General features: G+C 45.8%; 12 protein-coding genes and 1 riboswitch. Of the genes, 9 read left to right on the forward strand and 3 right to left on the reverse strand.

Annotated elements, in window-relative coordinates; all coding sequences use genetic code 11:
• Nucleotides 1-446 precede the first annotated feature (446 nt).
• The 3 genes from FHS57_RS28395 to FHS57_RS28405 are packed head-to-tail and all read left to right on the forward strand — an operon-like array spanning nucleotide 447 to nucleotide 6630.
• Entirely contained in the window at nucleotides 447-3266 is a 2820-nt protein-coding gene (locus tag FHS57_RS28395; RefSeq protein ID WP_221225755.1) for a hypothetical protein, read from the forward strand.
• A gap of 41 nt (nucleotides 3267-3307) precedes the next feature.
• Complete coding sequence (locus FHS57_RS28400; RefSeq protein WP_183979662.1) at nucleotides 3308-4729, forward strand: hypothetical protein; 1422 nt, start codon at nucleotides 3308-3310, stop codon at nucleotides 4727-4729.
• An 11-nt stretch (nucleotides 4730-4740) separates the two neighbouring features.
• Nucleotides 4741-6630: a cadherin-like domain-containing protein gene (locus tag FHS57_RS28405; protein WP_183979664.1), complete on the forward strand. Its 1890-nt coding sequence runs from the start codon at nucleotides 4741-4743 to the stop codon at nucleotides 6628-6630.
• Nucleotides 6631-6840: 210 nt separating this feature from the next.
• Here FHS57_RS28405 and metF read toward each other — a convergent pair whose 3' ends face one another.
• Nucleotides 6841-7800, reverse strand: coding sequence for a methylenetetrahydrofolate reductase [NAD(P)H] (gene metF / locus FHS57_RS28410; RefSeq protein WP_183979666.1), 960 nt, complete (start codon nucleotides 7798-7800; stop codon nucleotides 6841-6843).
• A 172-nt stretch (nucleotides 7801-7972) separates the two neighbouring features.
• Here metF and rplS point away from each other — a divergent pair, with 172 nt between their 5' ends.
• From rplS to FHS57_RS32020, 3 genes are all read left to right on the forward strand, one after another.
• Nucleotides 7973-8332: a 50S ribosomal protein L19 gene (rplS, locus tag FHS57_RS28415; RefSeq protein WP_183979668.1), complete on the forward strand. Its 360-nt coding sequence runs from the start codon at nucleotides 7973-7975 to the stop codon at nucleotides 8330-8332.
• An 84-nt stretch (nucleotides 8333-8416) separates the two neighbouring features.
• Nucleotides 8417-9214, forward strand: a complete 798-nt coding sequence (dapF, locus tag FHS57_RS28420) for a diaminopimelate epimerase (protein WP_183979670.1) — start codon at nucleotides 8417-8419, stop codon at nucleotides 9212-9214.
• Nucleotides 9215-9266: 52 nt separating this feature from the next.
• Nucleotides 9267-9398 (forward strand): hypothetical protein, encoded by a 132-nt coding sequence (locus FHS57_RS32020; RefSeq protein WP_262889967.1) that lies wholly within the window; start codon nucleotides 9267-9269, stop codon nucleotides 9396-9398.
• A 99-nt stretch (nucleotides 9399-9497) separates the two neighbouring features.
• Here FHS57_RS32020 and FHS57_RS28425 read toward each other — a convergent pair whose 3' ends face one another.
• Both FHS57_RS28425 and FHS57_RS28430 read right to left on the reverse strand, forming a co-directional pair.
• Nucleotides 9498-9800, reverse strand: a complete 303-nt coding sequence (locus FHS57_RS28425) for a rhodanese-like domain-containing protein (protein WP_183979673.1) — start codon at nucleotides 9798-9800, stop codon at nucleotides 9498-9500.
• Nucleotides 9801-9891: 91 nt separating this feature from the next.
• A complete protein-coding gene (locus FHS57_RS28430; protein ID WP_028522293.1) occupies nucleotides 9892-10212 on the reverse strand; it encodes a DciA family protein in 321 nt (106 codons plus the stop codon).
• 140 nt (nucleotides 10213-10352) lie between these two features.
• Nucleotides 10353-10463: riboswitch (SAM riboswitch) on the forward strand.
• 153 nt (nucleotides 10464-10616) lie between these two features.
• Between FHS57_RS28430 and FHS57_RS28435 the strand changes: the two genes are divergently transcribed.
• Genes FHS57_RS28435 through FHS57_RS28445 form a run of 3 tightly spaced genes read left to right on the forward strand, consistent with a single transcriptional unit; the run spans nucleotide 10617 to nucleotide 14020 of the window.
• Nucleotides 10617-11918 (forward strand): O-acetylhomoserine aminocarboxypropyltransferase/cysteine synthase family protein, encoded by a 1302-nt coding sequence (locus tag FHS57_RS28435; RefSeq protein ID WP_183979675.1) that lies wholly within the window; start codon nucleotides 10617-10619, stop codon nucleotides 11916-11918.
• Between the two features lie 29 nt (nucleotides 11919-11947).
• Nucleotides 11948-12982, forward strand: coding sequence for a homoserine O-acetyltransferase family protein (locus FHS57_RS28440; protein WP_183979677.1), 1035 nt, complete (start codon nucleotides 11948-11950; stop codon nucleotides 12980-12982).
• Between the two features lie 6 nt (nucleotides 12983-12988).
• A complete protein-coding gene (locus FHS57_RS28445) occupies nucleotides 12989-14020 on the forward strand; it encodes an aminopeptidase (protein WP_183979679.1) in 1032 nt (343 codons plus the stop codon).

Genomic DNA, 14020 nt, shown 5'->3' on the forward strand with positions numbered 1-14020 from the left:
GAATGAAAAAAAAACTTTTACGCCTTTCAAGAGTATTTTTTTTTACATAAACATGTTTTATAGAAAAATTGCAATTTGTAGCTTTTATTGATAGATGGCACAATTTTTGCTACAAGCCCTCCTTTTTTATTTACTTTCTAGCAAAAACACTATATTGCTGTTTATCAGCACATTACCTCTTTGTCACAATAAATACCTGATTGTCAACCAAAAAATTTGGCAGCTATAAAAACTTAAATCTCATCACTTGCTTATGAGATTTTTGTAAAAATCTTCACTTTTTACCCCGTTTTCTAATCCTAAGCACTCTTCCACTTGCCTTTTTGTGCTTGACCAAGTAGGATATGTCTTCGTGGAACATCCTTTGCCAGTTTGTCAACAAAATAGGCACTACTATTGGTATATATTTTTACCAGAACGCTTCTTTAACATTTCAACGTATGAGTATGTCATTATTACCACGCCTCACAAGTGTTTTAATGATTTTCGTGTTACTACTTTTTTCGCAGATGGTGGTTGCACAAATCGCGAATGCCCCCTGTAATACAGCTTCGGCATGGACAAACGCAACCTACAACAGTCTTACACCCACTGTAACTAATTCAGTCGCATCAGCAATTCCACTGTGTTTAGGCTCTATCTCCAATGAAGGCAACCTCACCAACACAAGCACCACTGACTTTGCAACAATAAGTATTACTGGCCTTGGTTGTGATGGCGAGATTAGCGTCAAAGATGGAAACGACACCTATCCAGCAGGTACATATGCTGGATATAAAGTAAGCGGTAGTGGGTTATTACAGGCGTCGGTAGGGGCTAAGGTAACTATTAAAACCCTTTTAGGCGGTTCACCAAGAGAATCGTTTATTGCCACCAATACGGGTATTGGCATAAACACTTCGCTTCTCGACCCTGATGGCAATATTACCTTGGGTTTTGTCACTACGTTGTCATTTGACGAAATTCGGATTGAATATGAAGCTTTATTAGCCGTCCTTTTTTCTGCCCAAGTCTATCACCCAGTCATCAAGCGCTTTTGTGCAGCGCCCGCCCTAGATTGTAACACCCAAACGCAACTAAATAACCCTACTCAGCCTGTTTATATCAATGCCACTCACACGGGCATTAGTGGGGGAGTTTGCGCAAGTTGTAGCGTGACCAATGCCGATAATGCCATTAGTGCTTCGACCTCCGACTTCGCCACCCTTTCGCTCACGGCAGCCCTCGGAACCAACGCCTCTATTTCGGTTAAAAACGCACTGAACAGCTATGCCATTGGTACATTTGCTGGGTTTAATATTTCCAATTCAAACCTCATTAATGCCAACCTCCTTTCAGGCATAACCATTCGTACTTATTTGAATAACACCCCCCAAGAGTCTTCTACCAGTGCTACGCTAGTCTCTGTTAACTCAACTTTGTTAAGTGGCTCGGGCAAACAGCTAGTGGGTTTTATCACTACCAAAGTATTTGATGAAATACAGCTTGAAGTTACCAACTTACTCGGAGTCGCCAATACCACCGAGGTCTATAACGCGGTTGTTCAACGGTTTTGTGCAGGGCCCGCCCTCAATTGTAGCACCGTCACCAACTTGGTCACACCAAGTTACCCAGCCGTGGTTGATGTTTCAAACTCTGGTTTGGTATGCGCAGGTTGTGCTGTTACGAATGTCAACAATGTAGTTGATGCCAATACCTCCAACTTTGCCAGTATCGACTTGGCCGTGGGTGTTGGTAGTAGTAGCTCCCTTTCTGTCAAAGATGTACTGACAGACTATCCTATCGGGACATTTGCGGGGGCTGACATTGAAAACTCCTCACTCATTGGGGTTAACTTATTAAGTGGAGCCACCATCAGTACTTACAAAGACGGGGCTTTTCAGGAATCAAGCGGAGGTAACCTCATTTCATTGCAGTTATTAAGTTCAAGCCGACAAATCATTGGTTTTGTCACCACAAAATCATTTGATGAAATAAAAATTACCGTTTCCAACTTCATTGGTGTGAACCTTGGCACAACCAACGTCTATAACATGGTACTTAAAGCGGCGACCACCGCTGGTGTTGTTGCGCCGAGTGTAAGTGCTACCACTGCCACAAATAGTTGCCCATTCACTACTGTCAATTTAGATCTGCTAGTAACGACCCCAATCCCCAGTGGCGCGGCACTCGTTTGGTTTACCAACAACACCCACACGGGGCTCGCCTATGCCACACCTACCACTGCGGGGGCTGGAATCTACTACGCTTATTTTTACGACAGTGTTACAGGCTGTTACAGTCCTGCCAGCAATGCAGTTACGGTAACAATCACGAGCTGCGCCCCCGACACTGATGGCGATGGCTACAAAGATGACGTTGACCTTGACGATGACAATGATGGTATTTTAGATACCGTTGAAGACGCGGCCACTTGCTCTACGGTTCTTTTCAATGGCGTGGCAAATGCGGACTGCGACGGCGACGGCATTCCCAATAGTCTTGATTTAGATTCAGATAATGACGGAATCAATGACGTTATCGAAGCGGGTGGAGTCGATGTTGATGGAAATGGACAAGCAGATGGCACCGTCAATTCTTCGGGGATTCCTGCCAGTGCTGCCCCTGGCGGAACTACCCCTCTAAATACCGATGGACAAGGCGGTAGTGACCCCTATGACTTGGATTCAGACAACGACGGATTGACCGATTTTACGGAGGGCGGCCTACGTCCAGAACTCGATGCGGATAATAATGGCGTGGTTGACGGCAACTTAGACCCTGATGGCGACGGGATTCTCACCCCAGTAGATGCCATTCCTAACACTTGGGGCGACGCCCTCTTGCCCGACTTAAACCCAACCATAGAAATTGATGGGTTAGAGTTTAACTCGCTTTTCACCAATCGGGATTTTATTGTCAATATCAACGAAATCAACAACAAACCCCACGTCCCTAACGCACCCACAACGTTCCGTATCACCAAATTATCAGCCTTTACCATCAGTTATGCTACCTCCTCTGGCAGTTCAAATGTCGGTGGTGGAAAGCCAAACAGCAATAGCGATTGGACATTTAGTGAGACTGCCGATTTCATCATCATTACGGCCAACACGGGCACCACCATTCCCCAAAACAGTTTCAAAGCAATCGGCTTTAACATCGCACGCAAAGACGGTATTCCGACAAATACCACGCAGCACATCACCGTCGCTATCTATAACGGTTCTGCAGGTGAGGAAAAAATCAATAACAACCTTGCCCAGACGACCTTGGCCAATAATTAATTCTTACCCCTTTTTATTCATAATCACAATTTCTCAATCAAATGAAAACGTTTACTCAAACAATCTTTGCAAAGGCAGTGGCAGGGCTACTGGTCTGCTTTGCCACACTCACAACGTTCGCTCAAGATGTCAGCGTCAACATTTTGAACCAACCCGCTTATGTGCCGCAACTCGCCACGACAGGCCGTGTTACCGTCGATGTCTGTAACAATGATGGGGGTTCCACCGCTGCTACCGCTGGTAAAGTGAGGGTTACTATCGTTTTTCCATCGGCCATTGTCGGTACTATTGTGGGCGTAACGACCACGGGTTGGACCATTGAATCAAACACGGGCGGAACCATTGTATTGACAAACAGTGCCTCTATTTTGGCAGGAGCATGTAGCCAAATCTCACTTGGATATACTGCCACAACCTTAGGTGGTCCTTCGGCCGTAACGGGAACACTTTCATTCCCGATGGGCGCATTGGTAGGTGACCTTTCGACCAACAACACCAGTACCACCTCCATTTCGGTTTTGGTAGATACAGACGGGGACCTCGTACCAGATGTGGATGATTTGGACGACGACAACGATGGTATTTTGGATACGGTGGAAGACGCAGCCAGTTGTACAAGTGCAGCGGGAATTGTAACCGCCAACGTTGATTGCGACGGTGACGGAATCCCCAACCGCCTCGACCTCGACTCAGACAATGACGGTATCAATGACGTAAACGAAGCCAATGGTACCGACGCCAATTTTGACGGATTTGCCGATGGTACGCCAAATGCCATAACGGGGATTCCAGCCTCTGCTGGCGCAGGGCTCACCCCGCCTAATACCGATGGCACAGGCGGTACAAACCCGTATGACCTTGATAGCGATAACGACGGCCTAACTGACTTTACCGAATCGGGTACAAACCCCGCCTTGGACGCCAACGGTGACGGAGTAGTAGATGGCAATGCAGATCCCGATTTAGACGGTATTTTAACCCCTGTCGATGCTGTACCAGCCACCAGACGCGACGACCTCTTCCCAGATTTGAACCCAACCATCGTCATTGGTTCGCTTGAATTTACGACGGCTGGAAGTCAGAAAGACTTTGTTGTCAATCTCTTTGAAATCAACAATCGCGTCCAAATTACGGGCACTCCAATCTCTTTCCGAGTAGCCAAAATCTCTGGATTCGACATCACGTATTCAACAACCTCTGGCACCTCAAATACAACCGCACCTACTGCTAATAGTAACAGTGATTGGGATTTTGTAGAGAACGCCAACTTTATTACAGTAACCGCTAAAACGGGTATTACGATTGCCGCAAATGGCTCAAAAGTAATCGGCTTTACTGCTACTCGTAAGACAGGCATTCCGATAAATACCACACAAAACATTACAGCAACTATTATCAACGGTTCTGCGGGCGAAATCAAGGTTGACAACAACATTGCCATCACATCAATAACCGCTAATTAATTCTAATTTTTATGAAAGCTCTCCAAACGTTTATCTTCGTCCTGAGCCTATTTTGCATTGTAAAAGGAAATGCACAAGATGTGGGTATCAATATCTTAAACCAACCTGCCAGTGTGTCGCAAGGCTCAACTAACGGCCGAATTATCATCGACATTTGCAATTTCGATGGTGGGACAACAAGTACTCCCCTCAATAGAATTCAGCCGCTTATTACGTTACCTAGCGCACTCGTTGACACGTTTGTCACCGCAATTTCTTTTGATGGCTGGTCAATCGTGAGCAAATCTGGCAGTACAATTCGTTTCCAAAACACAGTATCCATCACCCCAGGAGAGTGCAAACAAATTGTTTTAGGCTACAAAGGAGTAAACGTTGGAGGGCCTCTCACTGTCACAGGTACTATTCAGTTTTCGGGGCCTCAAACCAGTGGTAATAACCCCGCCAATGACAATAGTACCACTTCTATCACCGTTACGAGCGCTCCCATTGACACCGACGGGGATGGGATTCCTGACACCACTGACCTTGACGATGACAACGACGGCATCTTAGATACGGTCGAAAATGCCGCAGTTTGTTCTACCGTACTATTCAATGGAGTCGCCAATACCGATTGTGACGGCGATGGCATCCCCAATTACCTTGATTTAGACTCCGACAACGACGGCATCAATGATGTCAACGAAGCAGCTGGTGTCGATGTCAACGGTGATGGCTTTGCCGATGGTACACCCGATGCCATCACGGGTATCCCAGCCAGCGCGGGCAATGGCACCACGCCACCAAATACCGACGGAACGGGCGGTACAGACCCCTATGATTTGGATTCGGACAACGATGGGCAGACCGATTTGGCAGAAGGCGGGCTCAATGCCTCTATTTTAGATCCCAACGGAGACGGTATTGTCAATTGTACTACCAACTGCGACCCTGACAAAGATGGGATTTTGGCCCCTGTGGATGGTTTACCAGCCGCTTATGGCGATGCCATTACAAACCGCCCACCTGTTGCCAACAATGATACGTATTCGATACTTCAAGGCACCGTTTTGACCAACAATGTCCTCACCAACGACACTGACCCTGATAATAATACGTTGACTGTCGCTACCACGCCAACCGTAGCACCAACCCATGGTACGGTCGTGCTCCAAGCCAACGGGGCATTTACCTATACGCCTACTTCAGCAACGTTTACAGGCCAAGATTCTTTTTGTTACTTGGTTTGCGACAATGGAACCCCTAGTTTGTGTAAAACGGCTTGCGCAACCATCAACATCGGAGCAGGAACTGTCGATTTATCCATTTCAAAGGTCTTAGTAGGAAGCAAAATTCGGAGTCTCAATGACACGATTACGTATCGAATTGTGGTCAAAAACAGCGGTAACATCGCCGCTACCAACATTGTAGTCGAAGACAGTACAACCACTGGTTTACAACTCATCAGCGGTACGCCAACGAGTGGCAGCTTCTCTGGCACAAACTGGACAATTCCAAGCCTTGCTTCGGGCGACAGTACAACCTTAGTAATACAAGCCAAAGTCATTGCGGAAGGGGTAAATTTCAACTTTGCTCTGATTAAAAGTGCCGACCAGCCAGATACAGTGGCCACCAACGACACGGCCAATGATTGTATTACAGTACCAATTGGGCTTTGTTCAGGTCAAAAGGTAGAAGCCTCTGTTCCTTCAACTTACACCAATGTTATCTGGTTTAAAAATGGAACCCAAGTAGCCAGCGGAAATGTCGTTTTGTTCTCGGAAGAAGGCACCTATACTTTCACCGCAAGCAATGTCACTTGTCCAGTCAGCGGCTGCTGCCCACTCATCATCCAGCCTGGCACCAATTGCTGCCCTGTGCAGCTATGTATTCCACTAACCGTGGTCAAACGAAAAAAATAGCACTATTACTTTAACGTTTGAAGAGCACTTTGTGAACAAAACGGGCGTCAGAATTTTCTGATGCCCGTTTTTATTGATGCTAAGAAGGACGAACGTTCAGGGGATAAAGTGCCAAGGGTTGCTCACAACCCGACCTATCCGTGCCAAGGGTTGCTCACAACCCGACCTATCCGCGTTAAGGATTGCTCACAACCCGCACAAACGCAGACTTTAGAACAAATTAGAAGCAATCTTATAAATATTATCCGATTTGCCCATGGTATAAAAATGGAGCACAGGCACGCCAAAATCCATTAATTCGCGGCATTGTTGCGTACACCATTCAATGCCTACTTGTTTGGCTTGGGCATCATTCTCGCATCCTTCAACGGCTTTCACCAAATCTTGAGGCATGTGTAAGTAAAAAATCTTTGGCAAAATACCCAGCTGTTTTTTAGTCGAAAGGGGTTTCAGACCAGGAATGATGGGCACATTTACCCCTACGGCACGGCATTTTTGTACAAAGTCAAAATACTTACTGTTGTCAAAAAACATCTGAGTTACGATATAATCTGCCCCTAAAGCTACTTTTTGTTTCAAATAGTCAAAATCAGTATCAAAATCCACCGCTTCAAAGTGCTTTTCGGGATAAGCCGCCACCCCAATGCAAAAACCAGTAGGTGCCAAAGGTTCTACTTCTTCGTGCAAATATTGGCCTTTGTTCATATTGACCACCTGTTCCACCAACTCGCTGGCATAAGCGTGACCATTTGTTTTGGGCTTAAAAGTTTTATAAGGTTTGGCAGGGTCACCGCGAAGTACCAGTACATTATCAATACCCAAATAGTGTAAATCCATCAAAAAATCCTCGGTTTCGTCTTTTGTAAAACCGCCACACAATACGTGCGGAACGGCGTCCACGCCAAAACGGTGCATGATAGATGCACAAATACCGATTGTCCCCGGGCGTTTACGCGTCACGATTTGCTGAATACGTCCATCGGCCAATGGTTTTTCGATGTATTCTTCGCGGTGATAAGTCACGTCAATAAAGGGTGGTTTAAAATCCATCAAAGGCTCAATATTTCCCAATAACTCATTGATATTGTTACCCTTAACGGGCGGAATCACCTCAATAGAAAACAATGTTTTGCCGTTGGCTTGCTGAATGTAGTCCGTAATTTTAGTCATGTCTGCCTTTGTTAGAGCAACAAAGATAAGCAACCCCTTTATTTTTAACTTTCAAGATTTGCGTTTTCATTTCAAAACCCGTACTTTTGCGGGCAATTTCTGATAAACTCGCTTTTGTGAATGACGGCCGAATTAACCGTCCGCTGACAACAGCCCCAATTCAATTACAACAATGACTAATGAGTTAATCAAGCTAGTAGATTCTGAATTCTCTGGCCGTCGCGATGCTTTCCCTGCTTTCCAAGCAGGAGACACTGTAAACGTTCACCTTAAAATCATCGAAGGTGCAAAAGAGCGTATTCAGGTATTTGCAGGAACAGTTATCCAACGCCGCAACATCGGTGGAAGCGGAGAAACTTTTACTGTACGTAAAATATCAAATGGTGTAGGTGTTGAGCGTATCATCCCTATCTTGTCACCAAGCATCGAAAAAATCGAACTTATCCGTCGCGGTAAAGTACGTCGTGCGCGTTTGTTCTATCTTCGTGGCAAACAAGGTAAAGCGGCTCGCGTTAAAGAGAAGAAGAAATAAGCCTCTCTTCTTACCGAGTCTCCATAAAAAGCTGTCTTTTAAGGCGGCTTTTTTTATTCTTTTTCCTCAAACGTTTCTCTTACTATGATTACTTCGCCACTTTCGATTCGTTTTGTTAAATATCAAGGAACGGGCAACGACTTCATCATGATTGACGACCGTTCCGAAACCTTTCCTGTCAGTCAGCCGCTGATTGAGTTTTTGTGCCACCGTCGCTTTGGCATCGGAGCCGACGGCCTCATTCTGCTTCGCAACGCCGAAGGCTACGATTTCCGAATGGTCTATTTCAATGCCGATGGTCGCGAAGGAAGTATGTGTGGAAACGGCGGGCGCTGCACTGTACGGTTTGCGCAAGATTTAGGTCTTTTTGAAGAAAACACCACGTTTATCGCCGTCGATGGCGAACACAAGGCCGTAGCCTGCGAGGAAGAAATTTTCCTCAATATGAGTAACGTGGCAGGCAGCGAAAAAGATGGTGCTGACTTCTTCCTCAACACAGGTTCTCCACATTTTGTGCGTTTTGTCAAAGACGTAGAAGCCACGGAAGTAGTCGCCGACGGCAAAGCTATTCGTTACGGTGAGGTATATGGCCCGAAAGGTGGTACCAACGTTAACTTTACCGAAGTAATGGGTGAACAATCCATTTATGTGCGCACCTACGAGCGCGGGGTTGAAGACGAAACTTATTCTTGCGGAACTGGCGTAACAGCCTGCGCCTTAATGGCCTACCAACACCTAGGCATGAACGAGCCCATCAGCGTCAAAACCAAAGGCGGCCCACTTCGCGTGTCATTTGTGGCACACGAAAACGGTTCTTTTGACAATATTTACTTGATTGGCCCTGCGGTGCGGGTGTTTGAGGGGGTATTTGAGGTTAACTAATTTTAAACCATACAAGTAATATAAGAGATTATTACCTTGTTTGAAAAGTAGTATGATATTTTTTATCCCGCAGATGTTCTGTGTAACGCAGATTAAAATTCAACGCGGATTGGCGCAGATAAGCTCATTAGCCGAATTAATCACCCAAAATCTGCGGGTATCTGCGGTTTTAGAATCAGCGTAAATCTGCGGGTAAATTATAAAAAAACTTAATAAACAACGTATTATAAGGCTGTAAGTGAAAAATCTTACATGGCCTTATATGTCTTTTATGGTTCAATAACTAATCCTCCACTTCAAGAATCCCACCGTGAAGATGATAGATGTTTTTTGTTTGGAAAATATCGGTTCGGCAATAGTCTTTGGCAGCTACTTTTGAACGAGTACCGTTGGTACATACGACTACAATTGTGTCAAAAGGAAGAAGTTCAGCATGATGCTCACGAATGTCGGCCAAAGGAATATTTATTCCTCCAATATTAAACTCCTCAAATTCCCAAGGCTCTCGCACATCCACTAAAATAGTGCTCGCTTCTTTTGCCAAAGCCTCGGCCGCTTCTAATGAAATGTCGCTGTATATTTTCATGCTGTGTGCAGGGTTGCTCACAACCCTGTTTTTATATTAGATAAACACAATATCCGTAATGTGTGCAGGGTTGCTCACAACCCTGTTTTATTTAGATAAACACAATATCCGTAATAATTTCGTACCCAAACGCCCGATTCAGCGATTCAATTAATTTTTTCTTCGCCAACACCAACTCTTGCGTCAATGGCGCTGACGTAAGTTGTAGAAACAGCACCTTTTCTTTGACGTAAATCGCGCTTGTACGGGACGCAATCTCAGGCCCTACGAGTTTTTCCCAATGAACTTTGACCGATGTTTCGTCAAACTTGGCATTCAAACGATACATCTCAAGCATCTTTCCGATGGCCTCTCCCACCGAAACCGTCCCTGGTTTTCTGGCTGCGTTTTCTTTTTTGAAGCGATAAATCATAATAGGGTAGCATATTAAAACACAAATTTAGGGGGATTGGGAGCTTTGGTGCAGTTTTTTGACTATTTTATTTTGGATTTCGGCACTTCCGCCGTAATATTGCCCCATCAAGTCAGTTGCTTCTCATTCGCACAGCGATTGATTTATAAAGAAGAGGGGAGAGAATAGGCTCTACGAACCTCTGGCAACCTGTTTCAACATACGCGGAATAAGGTGCTAATTCCTACCTGAGCAATCGGGGCATATAAATCGAAACAATCATGTTAAGATTCTTAGAAAAATGCGTGCGCTTCCAGCGTGCCCTACTGTGTTCCAATCTCCGTATGTGTCCTTTTTTAGGATGCACAACGAATGCTATGTTGTTTTTTCAGTTCCCAACCAATAACCATTAATTCTTTACATCCATGTCAGATCTCCGTTTTGAAACCTTACAGCAACATGCTGGCCAAGTTATCGACCCAGTTACTAACGCCCGTGCTGTCCCCATTTATCAGACTACGGCTTATGCCTTCAACAGCTCAGAGCACGGAGCTAATTTGTTTGCACTCAAAGAGTTTGGCAACATCTATACCCGTATTATGAACCCCACCAACGATGTGTTTGAAAAACGCATCGCAGCCCTTGAAGGAGGGGTAGCTGCATTGGCGGTCGCATCGGGACACGCGGCTCAGTTTTTGGCAATTAACAACATTACATCCGTTGGCGATAATTTTGTCACGACCTCTTTCTTATACGGTGGTTCGTACAATCAGTTTAAAAACTCATTCAAAAACATCGGGGTAGAAGCTCGCTTTGCCGATGGCGACAACGTAGCAAGTTTTGAAGCACTCATTGATGACAAAACCAAAGCGATTTACCTCGAAACGATTGGTAATCCAGGGTTTAACGTTCCTGATTTTGACGCTTTTTCACAACTAGCAGCCAAATACGACCTTCCCATCATCGTCGATAATACCTTCGGCGCGGGAGGTGCGATTTGCCAACCCATCAAATGGGGAGCCCACGTGGTGGTAGAATCGGCAACCAAATGGATTGGTGGCCACGGAACAAGCATGGGTGGCGTGATTGTGGACGCAGGAACGTTCAACTGGGGAAATGGCAAATATCCGCAATTTACCTCGCCATCACCAAGTTACCACGGACTCGTTCTCAACGACGTGTTTGGCATTGGCGGACCTTTCGGAAATATCCAATTCATCATCCGTACCCGCGTGGAAGGTCTGCGCGATTGGGGTCCAGCGCAAAGTCCATTCAACTCATTTTTGTTGTTACAAGGCTTAGAAACCCTTTCACTTCGCGTAGAACGTACGTGCGAAAATGCCTTAGCACTTGCAAAATGGCTAGAAGCGCACCCTTCTGTTGCGTACGTCAACTACCCAGGCTTGGAAAGTAGCAAATACCACGAGTTGGCTAAAAAATACCTCACGCGTGGCTTCGGCGGGGTACTTTCATTCAAACTCAAAGCAGGGAAAGAGGCGGCTGATAATTTTGTTAACTCCCTCAAAATGATTAGCCATTTGGCCAACGTGGGCGACTCAAAAACCCTCATCATTCACCCCGCAAGCACGACGCACTCGCAGCTTTCTGCATCCGAACAGGCGACAGCAGGGGTAGAAGCAGGATTGTTGCGCATATCAGTAGGGATTGAGCACATTGAAGACATTAAGGCTGATATTCAACAAGCCTTTGACACAATCGGTCAATAATCAATAATTAAGTAAAGCACTTATTTACCTTGGCAGTACATACGTTTAAATACCCCTACACTTTTCCATTGGAACTCGGCGGCGAACTCGCTGGGTTCCAATTGGCCTATACCACCCACGGCACCCTCAACGCCGACGGCAGCAATGTGCTTTGGGTCTGTCATGCACTCACAGGAAACGCCGATCCGACCGATTGGTGGGATGGACTGGTAGGTAATGGGCTTCATTACGACCCTAAAGATTGGTTTATCGTTTGTGCCAACGTGCTGGGCTCGCATTACGGCTCCACCAACGCACTGAGTATCAACCATCAAACGGGAGCGCCCTATTACCGCACCTTTCCTGATATTTCGATTCGTGACAACATCCACGCGTTTGAGTTACTGCGCGAGGAATTAGGAATATCGCATATTCATACTCTTGTGGGTGGTTCGCTTGGTGGCCAACAAGCTGTGGAATGGGCTATCATTCAACCAGAACTCATCGGCGACTTGGTGCTTATTGCCACCAACGCCGTTCATTCACCTTGGGGTATTGCTTTCAATGAATCGCAGCGGATGGCCATCAAAGCCGACCCTACTTGGAAGGAAGCTCGCCCCGATGCAGGCGCCGAAGGCATGAAAGTGGCCCGCTCAATTGCACTCCTCTCCTACCGCAACTACGACACCTACGATTTTACCCAAGCCCGCGATAGCAACGAACAAACGGAAAACTTCCGCGCGGCGACTTACCAGCAGTACCAAGGAGATAAATTAGCGAATCGTTTCAACGCGTTTTCGTATTGGGCGCTCTCGCGGATGATGGATTTGCACAACGTTGGCCGCAACCGACCCAGTATTATTCATGCGCTTGCGCAAGTGAAAGCCCGTACGTTGGTAGTAGGGATTAGTTCGGACATATTATTCCCGCCGTCGGAACAGAAGTTTTTAACAAAACACATCCCCGAAGCAGAGTATCAAGAAATTGACTCTTTGTACGGCCACGATGGTTTTTTGATTGAATACAAACAGCTCCGCCAGATTCTTACGTCTTGGGAAAAGAAAAGGTCGGTTGTAGCTTCGTAGAGAACCATGTTCAAAAAAATCCTCCTTGGTTTGCTTGGCATTTTGCTGATTCTCGGCCTTTATTACCGAGAGTTGGTCAGTTATGGGTACATGCAAGCCAAAGGTCAGCTTCAGATTTTGTTCAATACGCAGCCCGTGGCGGAGGTGCTGAAAAACCCGTCGTTTCCTGACTCGCTCAAGCAACGCCTCAGGCTCATTGGCGAAATCAAACAATTTGCCGTCGATTCCTTAGGACTAGATTCCTCGGGAAGCTATACCGAGTTCTATGACCAACACGGCAAACCCATTTTGTGGGTACTAACCGCTTCTGAAAAATACCGCCTCATTCCCCGCGAATGGAATTTTCCAGTGATAGGAACGTTTGCTTACAAAGGTTTTTTTGACACTACTCGCGCGGACAAAGAGCGCCAATTGCTTATATCAGAGGGCTTTGACACGCAGCTCAACGAAGTCTCGGCTTGGAGTACATTGGGATTTTTCAAAGACCCTATTTTGTCTTCTATGCTGTACCGAGGCGAAGGAAGTTTGGCCAACCTTATCATTCACGAAATGACGCACGGGACGCTGTTTGTCAAAAATAATCTTGAACTCAACGAAAACCTCGCCAGTTTTGTAGGCGACTACGGGGCAATTCGCTTTTTGACCGCTAAATACGGTGCAAATTCACCCGAATTAGAAAAATACGAGTTCAGAAAACGCTATAACGATGCGATTTCGCAGCACATCGTACGGGGGGCAAAACAGCTTGATAGTTTGTACAAAACCTTCCGCCCTTCGTTGAGTGCTACCCAAAAAGACACCTTAAAAACGAGACAAATCCGCCACATTGTTCAACAATCGGATACACTTTTGGGTGGACTTGTTGGGAAAAAATACCCTTGGCGAGGCACGAAATTGCCCAACAATGCGTTTTTTATCGGATACCTGACGTATCACTCCCAACAAAACCAGTTTCAAGACGAGTTTAATCATAAATTCAAGGGTAATTTTCCAAAGTACCTTGCTTACTTGAAAGCAACCTACCCAACCTCGTTTTAG

Origin of the sequence: Runella defluvii (assembly GCF_014195535.1) — a bacterium.
Classification (GTDB): Bacteria; Bacteroidota; Bacteroidia; order Cytophagales; family Spirosomataceae; genus Runella; species Runella defluvii.

Excerpts from the sequence above, each read along its gene's own strand:
- FHS57_RS28395 (WP_221225755.1), top strand. The coding sequence starts at position 447 with ATGTCATTATTACCACGCCTCACAAGTGTTTTAATGATTTTCGTGTTA.
- FHS57_RS28400 (WP_183979662.1), top strand. The coding sequence starts at position 3,308 with ATGAAAACGTTTACTCAAACAATCTTTGCAAAGGCAGTGGCAGGGCTA.
- FHS57_RS28405 (WP_183979664.1), top strand. The coding sequence starts at position 4,741 with ATGAAAGCTCTCCAAACGTTTATCTTCGTCCTGAGCCTATTTTGCATT.
- metF (WP_183979666.1), bottom strand. The coding sequence starts at position 7,800 with ATGACTAAAATTACGGACTACATTCAGCAAGCCAACGGCAAAACATTG.
- rplS (WP_183979668.1), top strand. The coding sequence starts at position 7,973 with ATGACTAATGAGTTAATCAAGCTAGTAGATTCTGAATTCTCTGGCCGT.
- dapF (WP_183979670.1), top strand. The coding sequence starts at position 8,417 with ATGATTACTTCGCCACTTTCGATTCGTTTTGTTAAATATCAAGGAACG.
- FHS57_RS32020 (WP_262889967.1), top strand. The coding sequence starts at position 9,267 with ATGATATTTTTTATCCCGCAGATGTTCTGTGTAACGCAGATTAAAATT.
- FHS57_RS28425 (WP_183979673.1), bottom strand. The coding sequence starts at position 9,800 with ATGAAAATATACAGCGACATTTCATTAGAAGCGGCCGAGGCTTTGGCA.
- FHS57_RS28430 (WP_028522293.1), bottom strand. The coding sequence starts at position 10,212 with ATGATTTATCGCTTCAAAAAAGAAAACGCAGCCAGAAAACCAGGGACG.
- FHS57_RS28435 (WP_183979675.1), top strand. The coding sequence starts at position 10,617 with ATGTCAGATCTCCGTTTTGAAACCTTACAGCAACATGCTGGCCAAGTT.
- FHS57_RS28445 (WP_183979679.1), top strand. The coding sequence starts at position 12,989 with ATGTTCAAAAAAATCCTCCTTGGTTTGCTTGGCATTTTGCTGATTCTC.